Source organism: Nocardiopsis sp. FIRDI 009, from assembly GCF_003386285.1.
Taxonomy (GTDB): Bacteria; Actinomycetota; Actinomycetes; order Streptosporangiales; family Streptosporangiaceae; genus Nocardiopsis.
The window spans coordinates 17,792-35,844 of sequence record NZ_QPNC01000019.1; the positions used below are offsets into that span (position 1 = coordinate 17,792).

General features: G+C 74.1%; 17 protein-coding genes and 1 pseudogene. 8 read left to right on the plus strand and 10 right to left on the minus strand.

Features of this window, described 5'->3' with window-relative positions:
• Nucleotides 1-37: 37 nt before the first annotated feature.
• Both DVR05_RS16280 and DVR05_RS16285 read left to right on the plus strand, forming a co-directional pair.
• On the plus strand, nucleotides 38-538 hold the full coding sequence (locus DVR05_RS16280; protein ID WP_116246750.1) for a cyclodeaminase/cyclohydrolase family protein: 501 nt from the start codon (nucleotides 38-40) through the stop codon (nucleotides 536-538).
• Nucleotides 535-1,347, plus strand: coding sequence for a bifunctional 5,10-methylenetetrahydrofolate dehydrogenase/5,10-methenyltetrahydrofolate cyclohydrolase (locus DVR05_RS16285; protein WP_116246751.1), 813 nt, complete (start codon nucleotides 535-537; stop codon nucleotides 1,345-1,347). Before DVR05_RS16280 ends, DVR05_RS16285 begins: the two co-directional genes overlap by 4 nt.
• A gap of 76 nt (nucleotides 1,348-1,423) precedes the next feature.
• Here DVR05_RS16285 and DVR05_RS16290 read toward each other — a convergent pair whose 3' ends face one another.
• The 6 genes from DVR05_RS16290 to DVR05_RS16315 all read right to left on the minus strand — a co-directional run bounded on the left by DVR05_RS16290 (nucleotide 1,424) and on the right by DVR05_RS16315 (nucleotide 5,955).
• Entirely contained in the window at nucleotides 1,424-1,816 is a 393-nt protein-coding gene (locus DVR05_RS16290; protein ID WP_116246752.1) for a VOC family protein, read from the minus strand.
• Nucleotides 1,817-1,853: 37 nt separating this feature from the next.
• Nucleotides 1,854-2,411, minus strand: coding sequence for a DUF2752 domain-containing protein (locus DVR05_RS16295; protein ID WP_116246753.1), 558 nt, complete (start codon nucleotides 2,409-2,411; stop codon nucleotides 1,854-1,856).
• A gap of 53 nt (nucleotides 2,412-2,464) precedes the next feature.
• Entirely contained in the window at nucleotides 2,465-3,454 is a 990-nt protein-coding gene (locus tag DVR05_RS16300) for a M56 family metallopeptidase (protein WP_116246754.1), read from the minus strand.
• On the minus strand, nucleotides 3,451-3,849 hold the full coding sequence (locus DVR05_RS16305; RefSeq protein ID WP_116246755.1) for a BlaI/MecI/CopY family transcriptional regulator: 399 nt from the start codon (nucleotides 3,847-3,849) through the stop codon (nucleotides 3,451-3,453). The genes DVR05_RS16300 and DVR05_RS16305 overlap by 4 nt, the downstream gene beginning before the upstream one ends.
• An 87-nt stretch (nucleotides 3,850-3,936) precedes the next feature.
• Complete coding sequence (locus tag DVR05_RS16310) at nucleotides 3,937-4,956, minus strand: F510_1955 family glycosylhydrolase (protein ID WP_116246756.1); 1,020 nt, start codon at nucleotides 4,954-4,956, stop codon at nucleotides 3,937-3,939.
• 153 nt (nucleotides 4,957-5,109) lie between these two features.
• Complete coding sequence (locus DVR05_RS16315) at nucleotides 5,110-5,955, minus strand: SDR family NAD(P)-dependent oxidoreductase (RefSeq protein WP_116246757.1); 846 nt, start codon at nucleotides 5,953-5,955, stop codon at nucleotides 5,110-5,112.
• Between the two features lie 170 nt (nucleotides 5,956-6,125).
• On the opposite strand from DVR05_RS16315, the gene DVR05_RS16320 reads away from it, so the two are divergent.
• Nucleotides 6,126-6,842 carry a TetR/AcrR family transcriptional regulator gene (locus tag DVR05_RS16320; protein WP_116246758.1) on the plus strand — a complete coding sequence of 239 codons (717 nt, stop codon included), beginning with the start codon at nucleotides 6,126-6,128 and terminating at the stop codon, nucleotides 6,840-6,842.
• 243 nt (nucleotides 6,843-7,085) lie between these two features.
• Here the strand turns inward: DVR05_RS16320 and DVR05_RS16325 are convergent, their stop codons facing one another.
• Nucleotides 7,086-8,531: an FAD-binding oxidoreductase gene (locus DVR05_RS16325; protein WP_157982456.1), complete on the minus strand. Its 1,446-nt coding sequence runs from the start codon at nucleotides 8,529-8,531 to the stop codon at nucleotides 7,086-7,088.
• A gap of 352 nt (nucleotides 8,532-8,883) precedes the next feature.
• The gene (locus tag DVR05_RS16330; protein ID WP_116246760.1) at nucleotides 8,884-9,336 is read right to left on the minus strand and encodes an Lrp/AsnC family transcriptional regulator; all 453 of its coding nucleotides are present in this window, start codon (nucleotides 9,334-9,336) and stop codon (nucleotides 8,884-8,886) included.
• A 111-nt stretch (nucleotides 9,337-9,447) separates the two neighbouring features.
• Between DVR05_RS16330 and DVR05_RS16335 the strand changes: the two genes are divergently transcribed.
• The 4 genes from DVR05_RS16335 to DVR05_RS16350 all read left to right on the plus strand — a co-directional run bounded on the left by DVR05_RS16335 (nucleotide 9,448) and on the right by DVR05_RS16350 (nucleotide 13,314).
• Entirely contained in the window at nucleotides 9,448-10,068 is a 621-nt protein-coding gene (locus DVR05_RS16335; RefSeq protein ID WP_116246761.1) for a LysE family translocator, read from the plus strand.
• A 144-nt stretch (nucleotides 10,069-10,212) separates the two neighbouring features.
• On the plus strand, nucleotides 10,213-10,653 hold the full coding sequence (locus DVR05_RS16340) for a hypothetical protein (protein ID WP_116246762.1): 441 nt from the start codon (nucleotides 10,213-10,215) through the stop codon (nucleotides 10,651-10,653).
• Between the two features lie 93 nt (nucleotides 10,654-10,746).
• Nucleotides 10,747-11,427 (plus strand): hypothetical protein, encoded by a 681-nt coding sequence (locus tag DVR05_RS16345; RefSeq protein ID WP_157982457.1) that lies wholly within the window; start codon nucleotides 10,747-10,749, stop codon nucleotides 11,425-11,427.
• Nucleotides 11,428-11,808: 381 nt separating this feature from the next.
• A complete protein-coding gene (locus DVR05_RS16350) occupies nucleotides 11,809-13,314 on the plus strand; it encodes an endonuclease/exonuclease/phosphatase family protein (protein ID WP_116247047.1) in 1,506 nt (501 codons plus the stop codon).
• A gap of 211 nt (nucleotides 13,315-13,525) precedes the next feature.
• On the opposite strand, the gene DVR05_RS16355 is transcribed toward DVR05_RS16350, so the two are convergent.
• Nucleotides 13,526-17,233, minus strand: a complete 3,708-nt coding sequence (locus DVR05_RS16355) for a hydantoinase B/oxoprolinase family protein (RefSeq protein WP_116246764.1) — start codon at nucleotides 17,231-17,233, stop codon at nucleotides 13,526-13,528.
• A 211-nt stretch (nucleotides 17,234-17,444) separates the two neighbouring features.
• Between DVR05_RS16355 and DVR05_RS27930 the strand changes: the two are divergent.
• Nucleotides 17,445-17,555 (plus strand): annotated as a pseudogene (locus DVR05_RS27930) (DUF4259 domain-containing protein); the annotation flags it as partial.
• Nucleotides 17,556-17,592: 37 nt separating this feature from the next.
• Here DVR05_RS27930 and DVR05_RS16365 read toward each other — a convergent pair.
• Nucleotides 17,593-18,042: a GNAT family N-acetyltransferase gene (locus tag DVR05_RS16365; RefSeq protein WP_116247048.1), complete on the minus strand. Its 450-nt coding sequence runs from the start codon at nucleotides 18,040-18,042 to the stop codon at nucleotides 17,593-17,595.
• Nucleotides 18,043-18,053 lie beyond the last annotated feature (11 nt).

Below are 18,053 nucleotides of genomic sequence, written 5' to 3' on the forward strand. Positions count from 1 at the left end.
CTGTCCCGCCCCCGACCCCCCAAGGACGGACATCGTGATGCACAGCCAGACCATCGGCGACTTCCTGGCCGAACTCGCCGCCCGGACACCCGCCCCCGGAGGCGGCGCCACCGCCGCCGTGCACGCGGCCCAGGCCGCCGCGCTGCTCGGCATGGTGGCCCGGTACAGCGACGGGGCGCGCTTCGCCGAGCACGCCGAGGAGATCTCGGACATCGTGCGGGCCGCCGACCGGCTGCGGACCGAGGCACTGCGTGTCGCGGAGGCGGACGCGGAGGCGTTCTCGGCCGTCGCCGACGCCTACGCCCTGCCCCGCTCGACCGACGACGAGAAAGCGGCGCGCGCCACCGCCGTCGCCGCGGCCCTGAGGGCGGCCTGCGCCGCCGCCACCACGGCCCGGGTGAACATCGAGGTCCACCTGGGCGGCATCGGGGACGACGGGGCGCGGGTGGAGTCCTCGGCGGCGACCCGGTCCGTCGACCCCGTCGTCGAGCGGGCGGAGAAGGCCCCCGCCGCGGTCAGGAAGGAGCTCGCCGGATGACCACCGCGACGACGTCGGAGCACCACGTCACCGCAGCGCTGTCGGGCAGGCCACTGGCCGCGGAGATCCGGCGGCGCGTCCGGGAGGAGGCCGCCGACCTGGGGGCGGCGGGCACCCAGCCGAGGCTGGTCGTCGTCGCTGCCACGGACGACGGGTCGACCATGTGGTACGTGCGCTCGATCGCCAAGGCGACCGCGGCCGTCGGGATCGACTGCGACATCGCCGACCTCGGCCCGTCGGCCTCGCGGGCGATGGTCCGGGACACGCTTCGCGCCCTGAGCCGGGACCCGGAGGCGCACGGAGTCATCCTGCAGACCCCGCTGCCCGACGGCATGTCGTCGGCCGAGCTCGCCGCGGAGATCGACCCGGCCAAGGCCGTGGTGCGGCTGCTCGACCACCACGGGACCGAGCTCGCGGGCAGGGACGTCGCCGTGGTCGGCCGGTCGGTCGTCGTGGGCACACCGACGGCGCTGCTGCTACTGGAACGGCACGCGACGGTGACGGTCTGCCACTCCCGGACGGCCAGCCTCGAGGACCACACCTCCGCCGCCGACATCGTGATCGTCGCGGCGGGCGTGCCCGGACTGATCGGCGCGAACCACCTCAGGCCGGGTGCGGTGGTCATCGACGTGGGCACCAACGCCACGGACGTCGGCCTGGTCGGCGACGTCGACGCGGACGCGGCGGACGGCGTCGCGGGGGCGCTCACCCCGGTGCCCGGCGGCGTCGGACCGGTCACCACCGCTCTCCTGCTCGCGCACACCGTGCGGGCCGCGGGCGGTGCGGCGGTCGACGCCCTGGAGGCATAGCGACGGGGCCACCGGTGGCGCCGTCCGGCGTCACCCGTGCCGCCCCGGAGGCCGCCCCAGCGGCGGGGCGGCCGTCTCAGAACGTACGTCGGTCGCGGCGCAGAGGATGGTCGTCCGGGACCTGGACCAGGACGATCCGCACACCGTCGGGGTCGGCGATCCACGCCTCCCACAGCCCCCAGGGCTCCAGCCTCGCCTCGCGCAGCCCCCGCACACCGGCCTCCCTCAGGCGCGCGTACTCGGCACGGACGTCACGCACCTGCAACCAGAGGGACAGCGGCGGCGCCGCGAAGGGCTCGGAACTCCCGGAGACCTCCAGCAGCCCGTTGCCGACGAAGAAGACCGTTCCAGGCCGCTCGGGGTCGCCGAACTCGCGATGCACCGCCAGACCCAGCACGTCACGGTAGAAGTCGCGGCTCCGGATCAGATCGGTGGGGCGCAGCAGGATGCGACTGCTCAGAATGTCCATACCCGCATCCTCCCAGTCACCCGGGGAGCCCGCCGGGTCACGCCTTCGGCCGTGCCCGGGCGGCGCGGCTCCGGGCGATGATCCGGCGGCGCTGGACGGTGATCCAGGCGCCCGCGACCAGGACCGGCAGCGCGTTCAGGAACACGCCGAGGAACGAGAAATCGTCGTCCGGGGTGCGCAGGAGGTCGACGTTGAGCTGCTGGCGGATCCCCAGCAGCACGAAGAGGGCGCCGCCCACGACCCACAGCGTCCTCGTGTGGGTGACGTACACGTTGATCCACCGGCCCGTCGCGAACCCGAACAGGATCCGCAGGACGGTGAGGACGGCCCCCGCCACCAGGGGGATCCCGACCGGGTTGTACGTCCACGACAGAGCCGGGTCGCCCTTCATCGCCAGCCACACCGACCGGGTGCCCCCGCACATCGGGTCCATGACCCCCAGGAAGTGGAGCGGCCCGTGGATGCTGACCGGGGGCAGTCCGAAGACCGCCATGCCCGCGCCGAGGGTGAGTCCGGCCACCGCCAGCCAGAACATCCACCGGTGCTGGTCGTGGTCCTCGATCCGTGCCGCGATCGGTGTCGCCCACTGGGGCATCGTGTGGCTCCCGTCAGGTGTCGTCTCGCAGGTGGGGTAATCGTGACCGGCGGTCAACCGTGGACCAGGCAGCAGTCCACCGTCGCCGTCAGGAGACCGGAGGGCGCCACGACGGCGAACGGCACCGCGAGCGCCGCGCCCACCGCGACGGCGGCCACGAGCAGTCCGCCCCGCCCCAGCGGGGGCTGTGCGTCCAGCAGGCGCCGCACCCGGCGTCCGCTCCCCGAGCCGCTGGCGGCCAGGGCGACACCGGGTATCCCGTCGGCCGGGGGCGCCTGTCCGGCCGTGTCGCCGCGGTCGCCCCGGGCCAGGGCCAGCAGCGCCCCGGCGACGGTGAGCCGGTCGGTGGCCGAGGCGGCGGCGTCGTCGGCGGCCAGCTCGGTGAGTCTGGCGACCTCCGCACGAGCGTGGGCGAAGGCCGAGGCGAACGGGAACGCCCGCTGCACCCCGCGCGCCGACGCGACCATCAGATGGTGGCGTCGGCGCAGGTGTTCGCGCTCGTGCGCCAGGACCGCGGTCAGCTCCGGACCGTCCAGGGCGGCCAGCGCGGCGCTGGTGAGCACCACGTGGCCGCCGCGTCCGGGCAGGCAGTAGGCGGCGCACGCGTCGTGGTCGACCACGGTCGCGCCCAGACGCGCGTTCCCGGTGCCGACCACGGCCAGGGCCGCGAGGTGGCGGCGGCGGTCGAGGACCGTCCGCGCCCACTCGGCGCCGAGCCCGTAGCCGGTCCGCAGCACGACCACCGCCGACACCGCGAGCCCGGCGGTGGCCGTGAACGCACCGCCCGGCGTGGCGTAGGCCCGGCGGAGCATCGCCGCGCAGGAGTGCAGCACCTGGGCCAGGTCACCGGAGACGGGGGTGACGGGTACGGCGAGGGTGATCCCGGCCAGGACCGCCGAGACCAGGACGGAGAAGGTCAGGACCTGCCAGGCCAGCAGTCCCAGCCGGGGCGCCCGGTCGACCCAGGCGGCGCGGCGCAGGAGCGGTGCGACGAGGAGGAGCCCCGCGACCGTGTGGGCGGCCAGGAGCGGTGCGGCGCTCACGAGGGCCTCCCCTCGGCGGAACCGTCCCGGCCGGAGTGCCGTGCCCTGGCGGTCGCCAGGCGTTCGGACAGCTCGGAGATCTCCTGGGCGTCCATGCCGTCGACGAACCTGGCGAGCGCCGCCGACCGGTCGGGGCTCTCGTCCAGCGCGTCGCGCATCAGCCGGGCGACGTAGTCCTCGCGGCCGGCCGTGGCCCAGTACCGGTAGGCGCGCCCGTCCATCCGACGGTCCAGCCAGCCCTTCCCGTGCAGGATGTTCATCACCGTCTGCACGGTGGTGAACGCCGGCGCGGGGTCGCGGTCGAGCCGCTCCAGGACCGCGCGCACGGTCAGGGGCTCCCCGACGCCCCACACCGCGTCCATGATCGCGGCCTCCAGGTCTCCGAACCGCTGCACGACTCCCTCTCCTCCCTGTTCGCCGTCCCCCGGCCGGGGCATCCGCAGCGTACCGGGCGCGTACCCGCCGAGCGCCCCGCCCCGGGATCAGCCGGACGCGACCCGCCCCCGGTCCACCACGGCCTCCCACGTCCGGCCGCCGTCCTCGCTCCGGTGCAGGCCCGCGCCGAAGGTGCCCGCGTACACCACATCGGGGTCCTCGGGGTGGATCGCGAGGTGGCCGACCGCGTCCTCCTCCAGCGTCCAGCCCAGCTCCGACCAGGTCCGTCCGGCGTCGGTGCTCTCCACGAGCCCGGTGGCGACACCGTAGGCCAGGACGTGGTCGGGGTCGGCGGGGTCGAGGTGCACCGCGCTCACCGCGCCCCGGTCCAGGACCGGTTCCCACCCCTGCCCGCCGTCGGTGCTCCGGAGCAGACCGTCCTGGGTCCCGGCCCACACCTCGTCGGGGTCCTCGGGATGGGCGGCCAGCGCGGTCGCGCCCTGGGCCCGGACCAGCGCGGGGGCCTCCACCCGGTCCCAGGTGAACCCCTCGTCCCCACTGCGGTACAGCCCCTGGGACCAGCCGTACACGGACTCTCCCCCGGCGCCGACGCTCATCGCGTGGAAGTCGACCTCCCCCTCCAGTGAGCGCGTCTCCCAGGTCCGGCCGCCGTCCTCGCTGACCATGAAGCCGAGCGGGTTCACCAGCGAACTGCCGGGGGCGGGGTGCCCGCTGGAGAACATCCGCCCCTCCTGCGTGGGGTGCGCCGTGAACCCCATGAAGTCGTGGCGTTCCTCGCTGACCGTCCGCCAACCGCCGTCGGATCCGCTCTCGACGAGACCGTCGTGGGTGGCCACGAACGGCTCACCCGACGACCACGCCGGGAGGGAGACCCCGTGGATGTGGGTGAACGCCGCCGTGTCCCCGCCGTGCCCGTCCGGCCCCTCCGACGACACGACCGTCCACCCGACGCCCGCCGCGAGGGCGACGGCGCCCACGGCGGCGCCCCCGCCCCAGAGCCAGCGGCGGCGTGTCCTCACCCCGCGCTCGCGCTCCCGCTCCCGGCGGCGCCGTTCGGCGGCCTCCCGGCGTGCTCGGGCCCGTTCCGCCCCCCTGCCGTCTGCCATCGGTGTTCCCGTCTGTCCGAGCACGTGCGGTCGGTGCCGACAGCGCGGCCCCGCACATGCTGACCTATGTACCTAAGTTGCTTAGGTCTGATGTCGGGGGACACGCTACCCCCTCCCCGGGGCCGCCCGTACCCGGCCCCGGTCCGACGCGGCTCAGCCGGTCGGTTCGCGGTCGCCGGCCCCGACGTCCTGCCGTCCCACCAGACGCAGACTGCGGCGCCACAGCTGTGCCCTGACCTTCGGGTCGGCGGCCTGGTCATGGGCCCGGCTCTCGCGCAGCCGGTCGTAGAAGCGGTCGGTCACCCCGGTCAACGCGGGGTCGGTGACCAGGCGGTACGTCGCGGCCACGCCCTCCTCCAGGGTGTCGACGGGGGTGATGCCGTGCAGCGTGACGATCTTGGTCGGCATGTAGGTGGCCGGATGGAGGCTGGTGAAGGTGACCTCGTCGGCGGGGACGCGGGCGGCGAACTCGGTGGCCGACATGATCTGCGCGAGCTTGCTCCGCCGGTAGGCGTCCACCCCGTCGTAGCCGCGCTCGAACATGAGGTCGTCCAGGTCGACGGGGGCCTGGCCCAGGGAGGAGACGTTGACCACGCGTGCGGGCGCCGAGGCGCGCAGCAGGGGCAGCAGGTCGAGGGTGAGCAGGAAACCGGCCAGGTAGTTCACGGTCAGGCGCAGTTCGTAGCCGTCGGCGCCGACCCCGCGCTCCCGTCCGTCGGGTTCGCCGAACCCGATGCCCGCGTTGCTGACCAGGACGTCGAGGCGGTCAGTGCGGGTGGGCACCTCGGCGGCCATCCGGGCCACCTGGGCGAGGTCGGAGAAGTCGGCGACCAGCGTCTCGGGGGGCGGCGCGCCCTCCTTCCCGACCTCCGTGGCCAGGGCGGCGAGTTTGGCGGGGTCGCGGCCGTGGAGAAGCAGCCGCGCCCGGTCCCGGGCCAGGCGCAGGGCCAACGCGCGGCCGAGACCGTCGGTCGATCCGGTGATGAGGATGGTGGTCATGTGGTCCGCTCCGGGGCGTGAGGCGTCGGTGGGGGCGAGGCTAGCGCCGGGGGCGGTCGCGTGCGTGGGCGTGTTGTGCCTACGCTCCCGAGGGTCTGTCCGGCGTACCGGCCCCGGGGCCGCCGACCCTCGTGATTCTGCTGATATCGGATATGCGTTATCGTCGTTACATGACGGGACGACAGGACACTCGGGCTCGGATCGTGACGGCCGCCGCGGAGCTGCTGTCCGAGGGCGGACGCGGGGCGGTGACGACGCGGGCGGTCAGCCAGGCGGCCGGGGTGCAGCCGCCGGCGATCTACCGGCAGTTCGGTGACATGGACGGCCTGCTGGACGCGGTGGCGGCGGCGGGTTTCGGGGACTACCTCGCCCGCAAACAGGCTCAGGAGCCCTCCGGGGACCCGGTGGCCGACCTGCGCTCCGGATGGGACCTGCACGTGGCGTTCGGCCTGGACAACCCGGCGTTCTACTCCCTGATGTACGGACGGACCCACCCGCGCGGCGGTGGTGAGGCGGCGGCCGAGGCGTGGCGGATCCTGGTCGGCATGGTCACCAGGGTCGCGGAGGCGGGGCGACTGACCCTGGATGTCGAGGGGGCGGCGGCCATGATCCACTCCGCCGCCGTGGGGGTGACGCTGACCCTCATCGACACCGCCCCGGAGCGGAGGGACCCCGGCCTGTCCGGACGGATGCGGGACCTGGTCGTCGACGGGGTCACCGACGCGGGCGCGGCGCGGGACGGCGGCCGGGTGGGCTCCGGTGACCGTGCGGCCGCCCGGCACGCCGTCGCCCTGGGGGCGGTCCTGGACACCGCCGCCGCCCCGCTCACCCCCGGCGAGCGGATGTTCCTCCGCGAACTGCTCGACCGCCTCGCGCGCGCCGAGTGAACGGTGGCCGTGTCCGGCGGACACGGCCCGAAGCCGGGGAACCGACCCCCGTACCGGTCTGGGGTCTGTTTCTCGGAACGGTCACCCGAGGGGGTGTCGTCCGGGCGTCGGCAGGGTTCTGTACGACGAGGCGAGCCGCGTGGCGAGGAACGAGCGGCAGGCGCGGCCGAGGACGGGGAGTCCCTGCCTTTCGGGCGCCCCAACACGGCCCGAAGCCAAGCGGAGGACCACGACGGACACCGCCTAGTTCCGCGCGGTCTGTGCGAGCGGGAAACCGAAGACGCCGTCCGGGTCGTAGTGGACGCGGATCTCCTCCAGACGGGCGTGGTGGGCGCCGTGGTAGGTCTGGCGCCAGTCGGCCCGGTCCGCCTCGGGGTGGTTCGGGTGCGCCGCGCCCGAGGCCAGCGGCCGGAGTACCCCGTGCAGCGCCTCCTGGGCGGCCCGTGACTCGGCGGTCGCCCCGACGGCGGGTCGGAACTCCGAGAGAGCCCCGAACAGGGCTTCGCGGTGCGGGAACGCCGCCGATTCCGCCGCCGGCCGGCCGTAGGCGCCGCCCATCGCCTCCAGGGTCAGGCGACGGTGTTCCCCGACACGCGGGCCCCGGTCCATCGCCGCGGTGATCCCGTCCAGGGCGGTCGCGTCGAGCGGGCGGTCGAAGAACTCGTGCCGCCGCAGCACGAGGCTCCGAGCGCCCACGTCGTCGGCCCGGATCGCGGACCCCGGCGTGGTGTTCCTCGCCCCCGTGGCTCTGGTCCGGACCCGCGGGGGCTGACCCACCGCCGCCACCAGGTCGTCCACCAGGTGCTCCACACCGGTCGGCTCACCCAGCCAGGAGCCGCTCACGGTGGCTGGGGACAGGGCGGGGTCGGGGGCGCCCGCGGTGATGGTGGCCGTCGTCGACAGCTCGTCCGGGGCGTGCGGGCCCCAGGTCTGCCAGGCGGCCAGTACCCGCGCGCGGCAGTCGGCGGGCCAGCCGAGCAGGAACTCGGTGACCGGCCGGGCGGGCCGGGTCCGGAAGGTCAGTCCGGTGACCACGCCGTAGGCGGCGTGGCCCGCGCCGCGCAGTGCCCAGAACAGGTCGGGGTGGTGGTCGGCGTCGCAGTCCACCACGTGTCCGTCGCCGAGGACGACGCGCGCGCCGGTCAGACTGTCGAGGGTGAACCCGTGCCCGCGTCCGGTCGGGCCGGTACCGCCGCCCAGGGTGTGGCCCGCCACGCCGACCGACGCGCACCGGCCGGTGGGCACCGTGCGTCCGTGTGCGTCGAGGGCCTCGGTGAACGCTCCGGTGAGCGTGCCCCCCGCGCACCAGGCGGTGTCGCCGTCGACGACGGTGCCGCTCAGCGGGGACAGGTCGATGACCAGACCGGGGCCGGTCGAGGAGCCCAGGGGGCAGTGGCCGCCCGCCCGGACGTGGGCGCGGATCCCCCAGCGGCGGGCGAAGTCCACGGCGTGGACGACGTCGTCCTCGTGGGCGCACCGCACCACCGCACAGGGCGTGGCGGTGTCGAAGCGCGGGTCGGCGGTGCGGCGCGCGGTGTCGTACTCGTTCTGGTCGGGCAGGATGAGCTCGCCCACGAGACCGCGTCCCAGCCGGTGCCAGACGCGGTGCGGGGCGCGTAGGCCCGATCCGCTGACCACGTCCCGGGGTATCCGGGGCGCTCCCTCCGCGCGCGTGCTGTCCAAACTCACCCGATCACCTCGCCTGTGTGTGGAAGCGTCCACCGGGGTTTCGACCCGCACGCGTCGAGGGGACGACGGGGGCGCCGCGGGGGACGTGCCTGCTATTTTTACCAGACGTAATTGGACGATGACGTTGAGTCCGAATCTCGGGGCAGGGGTTTTCCCTTTGGGAGAACGATCCGTCTCCTTTTGCGCGCGCGGGCCCCGGTCGTTCTTCCATCGCAGAACGAACGTTCGATTTTGAGGGTTCCCGTGAGGTGACGACGACGTTCCCGCCGTGGGTACGGGTCCCGCCGGGCTCGTGCCCGCCGTCGGACCGGCCCGGCGCGGTGCGGTCCCCGGCCCCGTCGACGCCCGACCCTCACAGCGGAAGCGGGCGCTCCTCGACGACGTGTTTCATCACCAGGGTGGAACTCAGCCGCTGGACGCCGGGCAGGGTGGCGAGCCGGTCGTCGTAGAGCCGCTGGAAGGCGGGCAGGTCCCGGCTCACCACCCGCACGAGGTAGTCCGGATCGCCGAAGAGCCGCTCGGCGCGGACCACCTCCGGGATGTCGGAGAGCGCCCCCTCGAAGGCGGCGACGGTGTCGCGGTCCTCCTGGCGCATGGTGACGAACACGAGCGCCTCGAAGGTCAGTCCGACGGCGCCCGCGTCCAGAATCGCGCGGTAGCCGCGGATGGCCCCGGAGCGTTCCAGTTCCCGCAGGCGCCGGTGGCAGGGGGACAGGCTCAGGCGCACGCGCGCGGCCAGGTCGGTGACCGTCAGACGGCCGTCCTCCTGGAGCTCGGCAAGGATCTTCCGGTCCACAGCATCCATGAGGGAGATTCTTGCGCATAATGCGGGTAGTAGTCGAAACTTTGGCAGCACCTTCGGGCAAAAGGCGGCTAATCTCCCTCACGCAGTCCGCACAAGGGGGAGAAACACGCCGTGGCCACCAGCTCCATCACCGCCTTCTGGGCCGTCTCGGTCCTGCTCATCCTCGTTCCGGGGGCGGACTGGGCCCACACGATCACCGCCGGTCTGCGGGACCGGTCGGTCCTTCCGGCGGTCGGCGGTCTCCTGCTGGGCTACGTGACGCTGACGGGCGTGGTCGCGGCCGGGGTGGCGGCACTCGTGGCGCGGACCCCCGCCGTGCTCACCGCCCTGACCGTGACCGGGGCGGTCTACCTCGTCTGGATCGGCGCCATGACCCTGGTGCGGCCCGCGGCTCCGGGTGTGTCGGCCGAGGACGGCGCCGGGGCCTCGTGGGGCGCCCGACTCGCCCAGGGGGTCGGTGTCAGCGGGCTCAACCCCAAGGCGCTGCTGCTGTTCATGGCGCTGTTGCCGCAGTTCACCGACCCGGAGGACGGCTGGCCGATGGGTGCCCAGATCGCGACGCTCGGCCTGGTGCACACGGCAAGCTGCGCCGTGGTCTACCTGTGCGTGGGCCTGCTCGCGCGGGCCGTGCTGGGCGCACGGCCCGCGGCCGCCCGGGCGGTCACCCGGGTGTCGGGGGCGGCGATGGTCGTCATCGGCGCCGTGCTGCTGGCCGAACGCCTGACCGCCTGACCCGGCCCCGGTCCACGGCACACGCGTCGGGGGCCGGCGGCCGGCTTCGCGGTGCGGACGGAGACAGGGGTAGGGTCGTGCGTGGCGCGCGCCGACCCCCGCAGGTCCGCCCCGCCCCATCCCCCTATCAGGAGACCGCCGCCCGTGAGCCTCACCGTCGTGCGTGCCGCCCCCGCCCTGTGGTTGTCGGCGCTGCTGTGCACGCTTTTCGCGGTGACGCTCGTGCACGGGGTCGAGGGGGCCTCGACCCACACGTCCCACGGTCCGGCGCGGTACCACGTGGTGCACGAGGACGCGCGGCACCCGGCACACGAGGTGTCGGGAACGGTCGAGGAACACGGCGCGGAGCCGGAGGTCGGTTGCGCCGCCGCGCACGAGCACGCTCACGCCGACTGCCTGAGCGCGGCCGCGGCCCCCTTCGTCCTGTTCGTGCCGCTGGCCCTGGCCCACCCGCTGGCTCCACCGACCCCCGCACGCCCACCGCGTGCCCACGGTGCCCCCGTACCGTGGGCGTTCGCGCGCGGGCTCCGGCGCCGAAGACGCGTGCCCAGGATCCTCGCCGAACTGTCGGTGCTGAGGGTGTAGATGCTCCCGGTCACGCGCGACGCCGCCTCACGCGGCTCGTGCGGGCCCTCGGCATGTCCACCTTCGACCGAACGTCATCGGGAGTACGTAAGCATGAGTCACACTCGTCGTCGCGCCGTGCCCAGGGGCAGCGGGCTGGCCAGGTTCGTCGCGGCCACCGCCTCCGTGGGAACCGCCCTGATCCACCTCGTCATGACACCCGACCACTGGAACGAGTGGACGCTGGCCGGTGTCTTCTTCGTGACCACCGGTGTGGTCCAGACGGTGTGGGCCGTCCTCGCCGTATGGCCCGGCGGCCGGGCGCTGATGGCCCTCGGAGCGCTCGTCAACCTGGGGTCCGTCGGGATCTGGGCGGTCAGCCGCACGGTCGGGGTTCCCTTCGGCCCCCACGCCTGGATCCCCGAGCCGATCGGCCTCACCGACACGGTCGCCGTCGCGCTGGAGGTCGTCGTGGCGGTCTGCGCCGTCTGGGCGGTGCTCCGGCGCGGCGGTCACGCCGAGCCCGGGGCGCCGGTGATCGGCGCCGTCGTGGTCGCCGCCCTGGCGGTGGCGTTCTCCACCGCGGTCGCCGTGACCGGCGCCTCGGAGCACACCCACGGTACGGACGCCCACTCCGACGGCGGTCACACCGACGGGGAGCGAGAGGGGGCCGGGACGGGCGCGAACGATCCGGCGGACTCCACCGAGCGGGCGCCCGGGCAGGACGTGTCCTCCGAGCCCGAGGACACCGACGACGGCCACGAACACGACGACGGGCACGATCACGAGCACTGAGCGCGCGTGGGCGCGCCCCGCTCCGAGCAACGACCCGGAGCGGGGCGCCTGGGCCCGGGACCGGTGCGGGCCCCGGGCCCAGGCGCCCGGGTACCGACCGACGGCGATCTGTTCGGTGCCGGTGACGGGAAGAACCGGGACGGGTCGCCCCGGACGGGGAAACCGGTCGGCGCCACGCCGGTCATCGCCCGCTGGCGGCCGGTCCCGCACGCGGCGCCGACCGCCCGATCCTCGGAACTCGGGGACGGTTCGCGCCGCGGTGGGCCGGGGTTCACGCGGCGGCCACCCGCGTTCGGGGCGTGCCCCCGCGGGCCGGAGCGGAGGGCGGCCCTGGTAGTGATGGTGGCCGTCATCATCCCCCACACGAGAGGCAGCCACCGGATGCGCATCCGGAACCTGGTCCCCGCGGTCGTCGCGGCGATCATCCTGGCACTCGGCGCGGCTCCCGCGTCGGCGGAGCGACAGGGAACCCTGGAGGTGGTGGAGGGCTCCCCCGTCACCTTCTCCTACACCACCGCGGCCCCCGACCCCACGAACTGGATCGGTCTCTACCACGCCTCCGGCGGCGGACCCGCCGACGAGGAGTACGTGTCACCCTCGCTGGTGTGGCGGTACGCCCCCGGAACCGCGGGGACCGTCACGCTCCCCGCCGACTCCCTGGAGCCGGGCCACTACGTCGCCTACTTCCTGGCCCGGGACGGCTACACGTGGCTGACCGAGCCCATCGACGTGCACCTTCCCGTCGACGCCCCGGTCACCTTCCCCGTCGACGCGGCCACCCTGCACAACGCGCGCGTCGGCGACCCCTACGAAGCCGAGCTGGGCGGCCTGGCCTCACGCCCGGACGCCCGGTTCGCCAAGGTCGCCGGAGACGCGTGGATCGACGTCTCCGCGGACGGAGCCCTGTCCGGGACACCGGACGGCCCCGGCCCGACGACGGCGGAGGTCACCGTTGAGGCGACCGTTCCCGGCGGCTCCTCGGCACGCCTCACCGCGACCGTTCCGGTGAGGCCGCAGGGCTCGGTGCTCGTACCCGAACTGGACGTGCTCACCTTCAACACCTGGCACGGCGGCAGCCGGGTGACCGGCCACCACGACAAGCAGGTCCGCTTCCTGCTGGAGAGCGGCGCCGACGTCGTCGGACTCCAGGAGACCGAGGGCACCGCCGCGGCCCGGCTCGCCGACGCCCTGGGCTGGTACCACTGGCAGAGCGGCGGCAGCCTGGGCGTGCTCAGCCGCTACCCGATCGTCGAGGAGTACGGCACGGTCAACGCGTCGGCCGGGGTGCGTGTCGCACTCGACGGAGCGCACTCCCAGATCAACCTGTGGACGGCGCACCTGGGCTACACCCCCTACGGCCCCTACGACGCGTGCTTCGACGGGATGGACGTGGACACCATCCTCGACCGTGAGGCGCAGTCGGGCCGGACCGGGCAGATCACCGACACCCTGGCGGCCATGTCGGGTCAGATCGACCGCGCCGACGACGTGCCGGTGCTGCTCGTGGGCGACTTCAACGCCCCCTCCCACCTGGACTGGACCGAGGAGCTGCGGGAGAAGAACTGCGGTTACGCGGACGTGCCCTGGCCGACCTCGGTCCTACCGACCGAGGCGGGCCTGGTGGACTCCTTCCGCGTGGCCCACCCCGATCCGGTCGCCGTACCGGGTACCACGTGGTCGCCGCTGTACCCGCGGCACAACGGGTCGACCGGTCGGGCCGAGCCCCAGGACCGGATCGACTTCGTCTACCACGCGGGCGAGGGCCTGCGCGTACGTGACTCGCGCACGGTGGTCGCCGGTGACCCCGCACCGGTGCCGGACCACACGGACAACGAGTGGACCACCGACCACGCGACGGTGCTGACCACCTACGAGCTGACCGGCTGACGGCCGGTTCCCCGGTGCGCGGCGGGGCGTTTCCCACCGCGCACCGGGTCCCGCGATCCCCGCCCCGTCCGGGCCACGGCGGGCGTGCCACCCCCGTACGGGCCGGGTGACCGCCTGCGGCGTCGGGGCGGGGACACCGTCGACGCCGCCCCCGGAGGAGACCACGCCGTTCCATCCGCGCGGTGTGCGCGGCGGCCGGGAGCGGCCGCTCTCAGCCACCCGCCGGAGTGCCGTATCCGCCCCCTCCGGGGGTCCGGACGATCAATTCGTCATCCGGTTCCATCCGCACCGAGTCGCACCCGCCCAGCGGCTCGACCTCGCCGGACGCACGGCGCACGGAGTTCTCGCCCAGAGCGCCGGGCGACCCTCCGGCCATCCCGTACGGCGGCACCCGGCGGTGGCCGGACAGGGTGGTCACCGTCATCGGCGCCCGGAACCGGAGCCGCCGCACCGCCCCGTCCCCGCCGCGCCAGGCGCCCGCGCCGCCGCTCCCGCGCCGGATCGCGAACTCCTCGACCAACACCGGGAAACGCCACTCCAGCACCTCGGGGTCGGTCATTCGAGAGTTGGTCATGTGCGTCTGGACCACCGAGGTTCCGTCGAACCCGTGCCCGGCGCCCGAACCGGAGGAGACGGTCTCGTAGTACTGGTGCCGGTCGTCGCCGAAGGTCACGTTGTTCATCGTCCCCGACCCCTCGGCCTGGACGCCCAGCGCCTGGTACAGCGCGCCGGTGATCGCCTGGGAGGTCTCCACGTTGCCCGCGACGACCGCGGCCGGGTGGACCGGGGAGAGCATCGTGCCCGGCGGGATCACGATCCGCAGCGGGACGAGGCAGCCGTCGTTGAGCGGGATGTCGGCGGCGACCAGGGTACGGAACACGTACAGCACCGCCGCCGTGGCCACCGAGGAGGGCGCGTTGAAGTTGGTGTCCAGCTGCGCCGAGGTGCCGGTGAAGTCGACGACCGCCGACCGCCGCTCCCGGTCCACCTCGATCCGCACCGCGATCACCGCGCCCGAGTCCATCTCGTAGCGGGTCGCACCGTCGCTCAGGGAGTCGATCACGGTGCGGATCGCCTGTTCGGCGTTGGAGCGCACATGTCCCATGTAGGCCTGGACGACGTCCCGGCCGAAGTGGTCGATCATCCGACCCACCTCCTCCACCCCCCGGGCGTTGGCCGCGATCTGCGCCCGCAGGTCGGCCAGGTTCACCTCGGGGGCGCGGGAGGGGTGAGGGGCCTCGGTGAGCAGGCGGCGCGTCTCCTCCTCCCGGAAGCGGCCGCCGCGTACGAGCAGCCAGTTGTCGAAGAGCACGCCCTCCTCGTCCACGTGCCGACTGGTCGCGGGCATCGAGCCCGGGGTGATACCGCCGATCTCGGCGTGGTGCCCGCGCGAGGCCACGAAGAACAGGGGACGGTCGCGCTCCGCACCGAACACCGGGGTCACCACCGTCACGTCGGGCAGGTGCGTGCCCCCGTGGTAGGGGTCGTTGACCGCGTACACGTCGCCCGGCCGCATGTCGTCCCCGTTGCGCCGGACGACCTCCCGGATGGTGGCCCCCATCGACCCCAGGTGCACCGGCATGTGCGGGGCGTTGGCCACCAGGTACCCGTCCGGGTCGAACAGGGCGCAGGAGAAGTCGAGCCGCTCCTTGATGTTGACCGACTGCGCGGTGGCCTCCAGGCGGGCGCCCATCTGCTCGGCGATCGACATGAAGAGGTTGTTGAACACCTCCAGCAGCACCGGGTCGGCCTCCGTTCCGACCGTGCCCTCCGCACGCGCGGCCACCCGCTCCAGGACGAGGTGGCCGGTGCGCCGGGTCACCGCCCGCCACCCCGGATCGACCACGGTGGTGGCGTTGGCCTCGGTGACCACCGCCGGACCGGTCACCCGAGCGCCCGGACGCAGTCCGTCGCGGCGGTACAGGGGCACGTCGCGCCAGGCCCCGGCGGTGTACACGCGCACGGTCTCGTCGGGCGCGGCGCCGGTGTCCGCGGCGGGGGCGACGCCCGCGCAGCCGGACCCCGCGGCCGGGTCGCCTTCGGGGGCCCCGGGGCCGACGTCCGACACGGCCAGGTCCGTTGGGTCGGGCTGGACGGTGGCGCCCACCGCCTCCACCGCCACGGCCTCGGCCACCAACGGCCGGTCCATCGTGAAGGAGTAGATCCTCTGGTGGTTCTCCGCGAACTCGCGCGCCATCGCCTCGATCCCGGCCAGGGCGACCGGAACGGCGGTGTCGGTGCCCTCGTAGCGCAGGTGTACCTGGCGCGACACCCGGATCCGGGAGCCCGGCACCCCTTCGTCGAGCAGTTCGGCGCGGGTACGCTCCGCCAGGTCGTCGGCGACCTCGGCCAGCCGTTCCGACAGTTCGGGCGCCAACCGGGCCTCCACCGACTGCTGCCGCATCGCCGTGGTGTCGGCCAACCCGATACCCAGGGCGGAGAGCACCCCGGCCATCGGCGGGACGAGCACCGTGCGGACCCCCAGCGCGTCGGCGACCGCGCACGCGTGCTGGCCGCCCGCGCCACCGAACGTGGTCAGGGCGTAGCCGGTGACGTCGTGGCCCTTGCGCACGGAGATCCGCTTGACCGCGTTGGCCATGTTCTCCACGGCGACGCGGAGGAACCCCTCGGCGACCTCCTCGACGGGCCGGTCGTCACCGGTCTCCTCCCGGATGTTCGCGGCGAGGCCGGCGAAGGCCCGCCGCACCCCGTCGACGTCGATCGGCTGGTCGCCGTCGGGACCGAACACCGCCGGGAAGTGGTGCGGCTGGATCCGCCCGAGCAGGGCGTTGGCGTCGGTCACGGTCAGCGGACCGCCGCGGCGGTAGCAGCACGGACCGGGGTCGGCCCCCGCCGAGTCGGGGCCGACCTGGTAGCGCCCGCCCGCGAACCGCAGCACCGAGCCGCCGCCCGCGGCGACCGTGTGGATGTCCAGCATCGGCGCCCGCAGCCGCACCCCCGCCACCCGGCTGTGGAAGACCCGCTCCAACTCGCCCGTGTGGTGGGAGACGTCGGTGGAGGTGCCGCCCATGTCGAAGCCGATCACCCGGTCGTAGCCCGCCATCCGCGACAGTCGGGCCATCCCGACGATGCCGCCCGCCGGGCCGGACAGGATCGCGTCCTTGCCCCGGAAGTGCCCGGCCTCGGCCAGCCCTCCGTTGGACTGCATGAACATCAGCCGCACGCCGCTGAGCCGTCCGGCGACACCGCGCACGTACCGGCGCAGCACCGGTGACAGGTAGGCGTCCACGACCGTGGTGTCACCGCGCGGGACGAGTTTCATCAACGGGCTGACCTCGCTGGACAGCGACACCTGATCGAACCCCAGCCGCCGCGCGAGCGCGCCGATCCGCCGTTCGTGCTCCGGGTACAGGTGGCTGTGCAGGCACACGACGGCCACCGCCCCGACCCCCGCGTCGCGGACGCCCGCCAGCTCCCCGGCCAGCCGCTCCAGGTCGGGTTCGCGCAGCACCTCACCCTGGGCGGTGACCCGTTCGTCCACCTCGACGACCCGTTCGTGGAGCCGGTCGGGCAGCACGATGCGGCGGTCGAAGATACGCGGCCGGTCCTGGTAACCGATGCGCAGCGCGTCGGCGAACCCGCGCGTGACCACCAGGACGGTCCGCTCCCCGGTGCGCTCCAACAGGGCGTTGGTCGCCACGGTGGTGCCCATCCGGATCACGTCGATCCCGGGGCGGCCGGGTGTGTCCGGCCCCGGCGCGTCGGACCCGGCCGCCCCCGCACGGGCGAGCAGGGCGCCGATCCCCGCCACCGCGGCGTCGTCGTAGCGGCGCGGGTCCTCGGACAGCAGTTTGTGCGTGAACAGGCGTCCGTCCGGACGCCGGGCGACGATGTCGGTGAACGTCCCGCCCCGGTCCACCCAGAACTGCCACCCCTGGCCCAGGTCGGCTCCGCCCATGCCGCCTCCTCGATCCGCGCTCCCGGTGACGCCTCGTGCGCCCCGGTCCATCATGACCCGAAGGGGACGTTCGGTGACAGGGCGATCACGCGGTTGTGGGCGACCGGGTGCCCGGGCACCCGCGCGGAACGGAGAGAGGGAGGCGCGGTCGGCGGGGTCCGTCGGTGGTGTCCTCCATGATGACCGGACCCCACCACTGCGGGAGGCGGACATGGATGCCTGGGGCCGTGGTCCCTTCGACAACGACACGGCGATGGACCTCTGGACCGAGTCGGACGGCGCCGCCTGGCGGGCCGAGGTCGCCCGGCTCCGGGAGGCGCTCGGGCCGGTGCCGGACGGGGTGGATCAGGGGTGGGGTGTCACAGGACCTTCTCGAAGCAGAGGGAGGAGGGACAGTCGGCGTAGGCGCCGAACGGGGGGATGGGCTCGTACCCCGAACGCGTGTAGAAGCGTACGGCGTCGGGCTGCCGGTCGCCCGTCTCCAACCTCAACCGCTTCCAGCCCCGCCCCCGGGCCCAGTCCTCCAGCGCGGCCAGGACCACCGACGCCGCGCCGGAGCCGCGCCGCTCGGAGACGACGTACATGCGCTTGACCTCGCCTGCGTCGTCGCCCAGGTCGCGTAGGCCGCCGCAGCCCACGGCGGTGCCGTCCTCGTCGCGCGCCACGACGAACACCGCGATGTCGTCGGCGGACGGGGGAGTACCGGGCTCGGAGTCGGGGGTGCCGTACCGCTCGGCGATCTCCGTGCGTTGGAGGCCGCGCAGGCGGACGGCGTCGGGGTCGGTCCAGGGGACCACGTCGGTGCGCATGGTCCGCACGT